The organism is Bradyrhizobium sp. (assembly GCF_019244115.1).
Lineage (GTDB): Bacteria > Pseudomonadota > Alphaproteobacteria > Rhizobiales > Xanthobacteraceae > Bradyrhizobium.
In genome coordinates this window covers 1-6,616 of record NZ_JAFATE010000481.1, presented here as the reverse complement: position 1 = coordinate 6,616, position 6,616 = coordinate 1, and the positions used below count along the sequence as shown (strand labels likewise).

7 protein-coding genes and 2 pseudogenes are annotated in these 6,616 nt (G+C 65.2%); 4 read left to right on the top strand and 5 right to left on the bottom strand.

What is annotated here, in order from left to right:
* Window positions 1-453 (bottom strand): annotated as a pseudogene (locus JOZ76_RS21185) (GyrI-like domain-containing protein); the annotation flags it as partial.
* Window positions 454-642: 189 nt separating this feature from the next.
* On the opposite strand from JOZ76_RS21185, the gene dapF reads away from it, so the two are divergent.
* A complete protein-coding gene (dapF, locus tag JOZ76_RS21180) occupies window positions 643-1,515 on the top strand; it encodes a diaminopimelate epimerase (RefSeq protein WP_291701503.1) in 873 nt (290 codons plus the stop codon).
* A gap of 4 nt (window positions 1,516-1,519) precedes the next feature.
* The gene (gene mtaB / locus JOZ76_RS21175) at window positions 1,520-2,779 is read left to right on the top strand and encodes a tRNA (N(6)-L-threonylcarbamoyladenosine(37)-C(2))-methylthiotransferase MtaB (protein ID WP_291701501.1); all 1,260 of its coding nucleotides are present in this window, start codon (window positions 1,520-1,522) and stop codon (window positions 2,777-2,779) included.
* Between the two features lie 222 nt (window positions 2,780-3,001).
* Here mtaB and JOZ76_RS21170 read toward each other — a convergent pair whose 3' ends face one another.
* Window positions 3,002-3,700, bottom strand: a complete 699-nt coding sequence (locus JOZ76_RS21170) for an RluA family pseudouridine synthase (protein WP_291701499.1) — start codon at window positions 3,698-3,700, stop codon at window positions 3,002-3,004.
* 51 nt (window positions 3,701-3,751) lie between these two features.
* Here JOZ76_RS21170 and ftsY point away from each other — a divergent pair, with 51 nt between their 5' ends.
* Window positions 3,752-4,699 carry a signal recognition particle-docking protein FtsY gene (gene ftsY / locus JOZ76_RS21165; RefSeq protein ID WP_291701497.1) on the top strand — a complete coding sequence of 316 codons (948 nt, stop codon included), beginning with the start codon at window positions 3,752-3,754 and terminating at the stop codon, window positions 4,697-4,699.
* Between the two features lie 126 nt (window positions 4,700-4,825).
* Window positions 4,826-5,428, top strand: a complete 603-nt coding sequence (locus JOZ76_RS21160) for a septation protein A (RefSeq protein WP_291701495.1) — start codon at window positions 4,826-4,828, stop codon at window positions 5,426-5,428.
* 113 nt (window positions 5,429-5,541) lie between these two features.
* Here JOZ76_RS21160 and JOZ76_RS21155 read toward each other — a convergent pair whose 3' ends face one another.
* The 3 genes and pseudogenes from JOZ76_RS21155 to JOZ76_RS21145 form a co-directional block, all read right to left on the bottom strand.
* Window positions 5,542-6,138: a DsbE family thiol:disulfide interchange protein gene (locus JOZ76_RS21155; protein WP_291701493.1), complete on the bottom strand. Its 597-nt coding sequence runs from the start codon at window positions 6,136-6,138 to the stop codon at window positions 5,542-5,544.
* Window positions 6,135-6,314, bottom strand: coding sequence for a heme exporter protein CcmD (gene ccmD / locus JOZ76_RS21150; RefSeq protein ID WP_291701491.1), 180 nt, complete (start codon window positions 6,312-6,314; stop codon window positions 6,135-6,137). The genes JOZ76_RS21155 and ccmD overlap by 4 nt, the downstream gene beginning before the upstream one ends.
* Before the next feature lie 5 nt (window positions 6,315-6,319).
* A pseudogene (locus JOZ76_RS21145) lies at window positions 6,320-6,616 on the bottom strand (heme transporter HemC); the annotation flags it as partial.

Sequence of the window (6,616 nt, the reverse complement as noted above, 5' to 3'; positions counted from 1 at the left end):
GAAGCCGGTGTCGTCGGTCGAGGTGTAGACGATCATCACATTGCCGGCCGGCTTGATACCCTGCTTGTCGAGCAGAGCCTCGAGCGCCTTGAAGGAGTCGATCAAGGTGTCGAAGGCGGAATCCCAGTTCGCATTGCCCTTGGCGATGACGACTTTCTTGGCGTCGAGCGTGATGGGCTCGCCAAAGGGCTCGGCGGCCTGCGCCGTCGCGGGTGCCTCAGTGGCCGCCGGCGGCGAGGCCGAGGGGGCGGGCGAGGCGCTCGCTGCCGGGGCTGGCGTCGCAGCGGGAGCGGGCGAGGCGCTCGCCGCGGGGGCAGGACTTGTGCTTGGCGAGGGCGATGCGGCAGGCGCCGGGGAGGCAGGCGACGGGGACGACTGGGCGATGGCCCGGTCGAAACCCAGCGAGAACGAGGCAAGCAGGGCCGCCGAAACGCATAAGGAACGGAAACTCATGGGGGATCTCCCAGGGCCGGGACAGTCTGCCTTGCGGCGCATCGGAACCCGCCCGGCGAAAGTTTCGCTGTCTAACATGTGCACGCGCCGTCGTCTCATGACAGTTCGGTCATCTGCCCTGCCGCCTTGGATGGGCTGGCCAAGGGCCGGCCACCCGCCATATAAGGGCGGCTAGAACCGGAACCCTTTATGAGCGCGCTCGCCAACCACGCCTTCTTTAAAATGAACGGGATCGGCAACGAGATCGTTGTCGTGGATTTGCGCGAGTCCCGGGGGAGGGTGACGCCGGATGACGCGCGCGCGGTCGCGTCAGCCGTAGCCTACGACCAGCTCATGGTGCTGCAGCCGCCGCGGCTTTCTGGCACCACGGCCTTCATCAGCATTTACAACAGTGACGGCTCGGAGGCCGGCGCCTGCGGCAACGGCATGCGCTGCGTGGTGAAAAAGCTGTTCGAGGCGACCGGCGACACCGCCGCGACCTTCGAGACCCGTGCGGGCCTTCTGAACTGCTGGCAGGGGCCGGCGGCTGATCTGTACACGGTCGACATGGGGGCGCCAAAATTCGGTTGGCAGGACATTCCGCTGGCCGAGGAATTTCGCGACACCCGCTACATCGAACTACAAATCGGTCCGATCGACGCGCCGATCCTGCATTCGCCCTCAGTGGTCAACATGGGCAATCCGCACGCGGTCTTCTGGGTCGACGACGTCAACGCCTATGATTTGTCGCGCATCGGGCCGCTCTTGGAAAATCACCCGATCTTTCCGGACCGCGCCAACATCACGCTCGCGCATATCGTCGATCGCGACCACATCACGATCCGCACCTGGGAACGCGGTGCCGGGCTGACGAAAGCCTGCGGCTCGGCCGCCTGCGCCACCGCGGTCGCGGCCGCGCGGCTGAAGCGCGCCAATCGCATCGTGCAGATCACGCTGCCCGGCGGCGATCTCATGATCGAGTGGCGCGAGCGCGACGATCACGTGCTGATGACGGGCACGGCGACATTCGAGTTCGAGGGGAGCTTCGACCCGGCGCTGTTTGCGACGCCTGCGTCGGCTTGAGGTCATGGGCGTCGAAGTCGTCACCTTTGGCTGCCGGCTGAATTCCTTCGAGTCGGAGGTGATCGCGCGCAAGGCCGATGCGGCTGGCCTGACGGACACCATCGTCATCAACAGCTGCGCGGTTACCAATGAGGCGGTGGCGCAGGCGCGGCAGTCGATCCGAAAACTGAAGCGCGAGCGCCCCGGTCAGCGTATCGTCGTCACCGGCTGCGCCGCGCAGACGCTGGGCGACATGTTTGCACGCATGCCGGAAGTCGACCGCGTCCTCGGCAACGAGGACAAGCTGCGGCGCGAGGCTTGGCGCGCTACCGCAATGGCGCTCGATGGCGGAGCCGCGGCGGGCGAAAAACTCGCCGTCACCGACATCATGGCCGTGAGGGAGATGGCGCCGCATCTCGTCGACGGCTTTCAGGGCGGCCTGCCGCGCGCCTTCGTGCAGGTGCAGAACGGCTGCGATCACCGCTGCACCTTCTGCATCATTCCGTTCGGCCGCGGCAATTCCCGCTCGCTTGCGATGGGCGCGGTGGTCGATCAGGTCCGTACGCTCGTCGCGCACGGCCACACCGAAATCGTGCTGACCGGAGTCGATCTCACGAGCTACGGCGCGGACCTGCCGGGCGCGCCGAGACTCGGCAAGCTCGTGAAGCAGATCCTGCGTCACATTCCGGAACTGCGGCGTTTGCGGATCTCGTCGATCGATTCGGTGGAGGCGGATTCAGATCTTCTGGATGTCATCGCCAGCGACGGCCGGCTGATGCCGCATCTGCATCTGTCGCTGCAATCAGGTGACGATCTGATCCTGAAGCGGATGAAGCGGCGGCATGCGCGGGCCGACGCGATTGCGTTCTGCGCCGAGGTCCGCCGCTTCCGGCCGGACATTGCGCTTGGCGCCGATCTGATCGCAGGCTTTCCGACCGAGACCGAGGCGATGTTTTCCCGCTCGCTCGATCTGGTCGACGAATGCGGTCTCACCTTCCTGCACGTGTTTCCCTACTCGCCGCGGCCGGGCACGCCGGCCGCACGGATGCCGCAAATCGCAAACAGTGCGGTCAAGGAGCGTGCAAGGCGGTTGCGAGCGGCGGGCGAGGCGGCATTGCAGCGGCGCCTGGCGTCGGAAATCGGCGCCACGCGCGAAGTCCTGATCGAAAGCGAGGCCCAGGGCCGCACGGAACATTATCTGCCGGTTGCCATCACCGGCGGCACGCCGGGCGAGGTGCGGCGGCTCACGATGAGCGGCCATGACGGGTTGCGATTGACGGTTTAACTCCGGCGTCATCGCCCGGCTCGGCGATCCAGTACGCGCAGCTTCTTGGCTCAAGCACGACTGTCTCTGGAATACTGGATCGTCCGCTTTCGCGGACGATGACAGCGGAGAAGTTGGTGTCGTCAGGTCGTCATTGCGAGCGAAGCGAAGCAATCCAAAGACTATCTCCGCGGAGGCAGTCTGGATTGCTTCGGCGCCATCGTGCCTCGCAATGACGGCCAACTACTCCCCATTCCATCCGCATGCCCTGAGCCGCGCATGCATGTGCGCTGGTGCCGGCGCCACGACACGCACGGGGTCCTTGTTCTTCGAAATCGGAATCACGATCTCGCGAGAATGCAGATGCAGGCGCGGTTCGCCAAAACGCGGACCATTGCCGTAGATGTTGTCGCCGACCATCGGCCAGCCCTGGGCCGAAGCGTGCACGCGGAGCTGATGGGTGCGTCCCGTGACCGGTTCCATGGCGAGCCAGGTGATTCCGGTGCCGCGCCCCATCACCTTCCATCTCGTGATCGCAACCTGGCCATCCGGGTCCGGCTTCTGCCACCAGCCGCGCTCGGCATTTTTGCGCCCGAGCGGTAGTTCGATGATGCCTTCGTCCTCGGCCGGGCCGCCCTCGACGACGGCCCAATAGGTCTTATCGATCTTGCCGTGCTTGAACAAAAGGCCGAGCGAGGCCGTTGCCTTGCGATGGCGTCCCAGCACGAGACAGCCGGAGGTCTCCTTGTCGAGCCGGTGGGCCAGAACCGGCGGACGCGGCAGGCCGAAGCGCAGCGCATCGAAGGAAGCTTCCAGATTGGCGCCGCCCTTGGGGCCGCGATGCACCGGCAGGCCGGCCGGCTTGTCGATGACCAGCATCAGTCCGTCGCGGTGAAGCACGCGCGCCAGAATCTCGTCGGCGCTCAGTTCCGGAACATCCATCGGTCGTCAAGGCTTTCGTTCCCAGGGCGAAACGGCTAACACACCCCTCGCATGAATGACACCACGACAGACACACCCAAACTGAGCTGGTGGCGGCGGCTGTCCAGCGGGCTGAAGCGGACGTCGAGTTCGCTCGGCACGGCGGTGGCCGATCTCGTCACCAAGCGCAAGCTCGATCGCGCCATGCTCGAGGACATCGAGGACGTGCTGCTGCGCGCCGATCTCGGGACCGAGGTGGCGGCGCGCATCGCCGAGGCGGTCGGCACCGGACGATACGACAAGGCGATCTCCGCCGATGAGGTCAAGAGCGTGGTGGCGACCGAGGTCGAGAAGGTGCTGGCGCCGGTAGCGAAGCCTCTCGAAATCGATGCGGCGCGAAAGCCGTTCGTCATCCTGGTGGTCGGAGTCAACGGCTCCGGCAAGACCACAACCATCGGCAAGCTCGCGGCGAAATTTGCCGCCGAAGGCCGCAAGGTGATGCTGGCCGCCGGCGACACCTTTCGCGCGGCAGCCATTGAGCAACTGAAGGTCTGGGGCGAGCGAACCAAGTCGCCCGTCATCGCAGGCAGCCAGGGCTCGGATTCGGCGAGCCTTGCCTTCAACGCGCTGACCGCGGCGACGAACGAGCAGCGCGACGTGCTGCTGATCGACACGGCCGGCCGGCTGCAGAACAAGGCCGAATTGATGAACGAGCTGGAAAAGGTCGTGCGCGTCATTCGCAAGGTCGATGCGTCGGCGCCGCACGCGGTGCTCTTGGTGCTCGATGCCACGGTGGGACAAAATGCGCTGTCGCAGGTCGAGGCGTTCCATCGTACGGCAGGGGTCACCGGTCTCGTCATGACCAAGCTCGACGGTACGGCGCGCGGCGGCATTCTGGTCGCGCTCGCCGAAAAGCACAAATTGCCGGTGCATTTCATCGGGGTTGGCGAGGGCGTCGATGACCTCGCGCCCTTCACCGCGCGCGATTTCGCACGGGCCATCGCGGGAATCGAATCGTGAATCTCCTTCGTCATGCCCCGCGTCGGCGAGGCATCCAGCAACCGGCATTGCTCATTGGAAATTGAAGCCGCTCGGGGTACTGGATCACCCGTTTTTCGGGTGATGACAAACGGTAAAAGGCGCGCCATGGACAAGACACAGCCGCATCCGCTGTTCAAGCTTGCGACCGAACTCGGACCGCTCGCCGTGTTCTTCTTCGCCAATGCCCGCTATCATCTGTTCGTCGCGACGGGTGCTTTCATGGTGGCCGTCGTCGCCGCGATGATTGCCTCCTATGTGGTGACGCGCCACGTGCCGCTGATGGCGCTGGTCACCGGCGTGATCGTGCTGGTGTTCGGCACGCTGACCCTGGTCCTGCACGACGAAACCTTCATCAAGGTCAAGCCGACCATCATTTACGGCCTGTTCGCAGCCATTCTCGGCGGCGGCCTTTTGTTCGGCCGCTCCTTCATCGCGCTGCTGTTCGATCAGATGTTCAACCTCACCCCGCATGGCTGGCGCCTGCTCACGCTGCGCTGGGCGCTGTTCTTCGCCGGCATGGCGGTGCTGAACGAGGTGATCTGGCGCACCCAGAGCACGGACTTCTGGGTGACGTTCAAGGCCTTCGGGGTGATCCCGATCACGATGGGTTTTGCCGTGCTGCAGATGCCGCTGATCAAGCGCTATCATCTCGATCCGGTGTCGCTGGAGACCAGCGAGGCCGACGCCGGCGACGTTCGCAAGGGGTAACGCGCAACTGTCCCTCCACGCCGTCATTGCGAGCGAAGCGAAGCAATCCAGACTGCGTCCGCGTCGGCAGTCTGGATTGCTTCGGCGCCAAAGCGCCTCGCAATGACGGCGCGCTAACTCCCCGCTTGCAGCGCTTTCTCGATCTGCGGCCGCAGCACGGTGTCGATGTTTTCCGGCATGATCGGGCCGACCAGCTTGTAGGCGATGGTGCCGTCGCGGCCGACAACAAACGTTTCCGGCACGCCATAGACGCCCCATTCGATCCCGGCGCGGCCGTTGCCGTCGACGCCGACGACGGCGAACGGATTGCCGTAGCGGCCGAGGAAGCGGCGCGCATTGTCGGGCGTATCCTTGTAGTTGATGCCGACCATCTGCAGCCGCCTGTCCTTGCGGAGTTCGGTGAGCAGCGGCGCCTCGTCATGGCACGGGATGCACCAGGAGGCCCAGACATTGACGAGCGTGACCTTGCCCTTGAAGACAGCGGGATCGAGCCCGGGCACCTCCTTGCCCTCGTCATTGAGGCCGGCCAGTGCGGGCAATGTAATCTGCGGCGCCGGATGTCCGATCAGGGCCGAGGGGATGCGCGATGGATCGCCGTCGCCGAGCCGCAGCCAGAACAGCGCGGCCAGCGCGGCGAAAACCATGAGCGGCAGCGCCATCAAAAACGAGCGGCGTCGCGGCGCCGAGGGGGATGCGGCCTGTTCGCTCATGCATTGTCCGTCGCGCTACGGCCGGAGCGCCTGAGGACCCCGCTTTGCTCCATCTCGTGCAGACGCCGGGTCTGGTTGCGGTAGTCGATGAGGATCCAGCCGATCAGCGCCAGCACGACGGCGCCAGCCGAAAGATACGAGATCAGGATGAAGGATGCGTAGGGACCGAGCGACATGGCGTTCAGACAGCTCCGACTTGCGTCGGCGCGCCGTGCGTGCCGGGACCGACATCGCTCGCAAAGGCGCGCGCTTGCATCATCTGCAGGCTGCGCACGCGCCGGCGCAGGATTTCGTTGCGCATGGCGGCAAGGTGCAGCGTGAAAAACAACAGCGTGAAGCCGACCGCCATGACCAGCAGCGGAATCAGGAAGGCGCGGTCGAGCGTGGGCCCGCCGAGCCGCAGCACCGAAGCCGGCTGGTGCAGCGTGTTCCACCAGTCGACCGAGAATTTGATGATCGGCAGATTGAGGGCGCCGAC

Coding starts and splice junctions, on each gene's coding strand:
- JOZ76_RS21170 (WP_291701499.1), bottom strand. CDS start 3,700: ATGGATGTTCCGGAACTGAGCGCCGACGAGATTCTGGCGCGCGTGCTT.
- dapF (WP_291701503.1), top strand. CDS start 643: ATGAGCGCGCTCGCCAACCACGCCTTCTTTAAAATGAACGGGATCGGC.
- ftsY (WP_291701497.1), top strand. CDS start 3,752: ATGAATGACACCACGACAGACACACCCAAACTGAGCTGGTGGCGGCGG.
- JOZ76_RS21155 (WP_291701493.1), bottom strand. CDS start 6,138: ATGAGCGAACAGGCCGCATCCCCCTCGGCGCCGCGACGCCGCTCGTTT.
- ccmD (WP_291701491.1), bottom strand. CDS start 6,314: ATGTCGCTCGGTCCCTACGCATCCTTCATCCTGATCTCGTATCTTTCG.
- JOZ76_RS21160 (WP_291701495.1), top strand. CDS start 4,826: ATGGACAAGACACAGCCGCATCCGCTGTTCAAGCTTGCGACCGAACTC.
- mtaB (WP_291701501.1), top strand. CDS start 1,520: ATGGGCGTCGAAGTCGTCACCTTTGGCTGCCGGCTGAATTCCTTCGAG.